The organism is Streptomyces sp. NPDC004031 (genome assembly GCF_053604375.1).
The window spans coordinates 1-1,358 of record NZ_JBSGHL010000164.1 but is presented as its reverse complement, the minus strand read 5'-3'; the positions used below and the strand labels follow the sequence as shown (position 1 = coordinate 1,358).

The window sequence follows — 1,358 nt, the reverse complement described above, 5'->3', positions numbered from 1 at the left end:
TCCACTGGCGAACGTCCAAGCAACTGCGCACAAAGGCCTACGGTAAGGAGACCCTGCCTGTAGCCATCGATGACTAGGTCCGCCCCTCCCGACTGTCGTTTCAACTGTGAGTGAATCCGAGACATGTCTATGCTGCCGTCGTCGTTCTTTACAGACATAGTCAGGTAGCCCGGAATGGGTTCTACAGTCTTTTCGGTTAGCTCGTGCGCGTACCCGAGCAGATGCCTAGAGGCGGGCATCAATGAAGCAACGCGATAGGTGGTCTCTTCTCCCATCTGATGCCGAATGGTCACCGTCTCGCCAACCCTCTTGTCGATAAAGTTCGCAGCAAACGCAGAGTCATGAGGGAAGTAATTCTGTGCCTGCGGAAGAGTACCGACGTCTGCAGGGTCAATTACAACGGTGAACGGCGACCCATCTTCTCGCAGCAGTGTGGCCGCAACACCCGCAGAAACGGCTGTAGGTGTCGCGCCCCATGGAATGTCATCGGCAGTGAGCAGGGCGGTGATGAAACCCGCCGCAACGTTCGCGTTGTCGAGGTTACATCTAAACAATCGATACAACCGACGCATACCGAGGTCACGGTCACCGTATTGAATTTCAGCCAACGCCACCCTGCGGATAATCTTGGGCTCACCGCTTAGTTCCAGCGGGGCCTCGCCAAACGCGCTCCGGATTTCTGCCGGCCGCAAGGTCTGGAGTGCGACGCGATACCAAAACTCCCAGGCGCGAGCGTCGGTAGGACAACGGTCCCTTTGTCGCAAGGCCAGTGGCTTTAACCGGTGCCAATCATTCGCCTGCTGCGCGGCCAGGACTGCCATGCCGACGAAGGCGTCGTCCTCGAACCAATCTGCGGGAGCACTATCCATGATGGACCGAGCCTTCGCGCGGTAACCGCCTTTTGCGTATGCCTCCAGTAGGCGTGTTTGCAACCCACGACTGAGATTGACATTCGGAATCGATGTCAGCAGCGATATCGCCGCCTTGCAGTCCCCAAGCAGAGTAAGCGTATCGGCAGCCTGAATCTTCACAGGCTGAGCCGAGGTCGTCGTTACCAAAGCGACGAGCTTCTCTCCTAAAATCGCAGCTTTCTCCGGCCGTCCAATCGCCAGATAAATTCGGACAGCAGCGTTGAGTAGAATGGGCGCGGTCTCCGCCTCGAAATCATGCTTATCGAGCAATTCAGCGACTGACGAACTGTCGCCACTGTTTCGAAGTGCAATCCACATTAATGCCTGAGCGGTTTTCGCCGCGTCGCAATCAGATACCACAGCAGGGGATTCCGTGATATCCCGTACCAACTCGGGCATTCCGAGAATGGCGGCCGACTCGCCGACCATCATCTGCGCCGAGATATG

At 56.8% G+C, this 1,358-nt stretch carries 1 protein-coding gene; it reads right to left on the bottom strand.

Features of this window, described 5'->3' with window-relative positions:
* Nucleotides 1-1,343, bottom strand: a 1,343-nt coding sequence (locus ACWERV_RS36845) for a hypothetical protein (RefSeq protein WP_452941266.1), incomplete at its 3' end; no start/stop codon positions are given.
* Nucleotides 1,344-1,358: the final 15 nt, after the last annotated feature.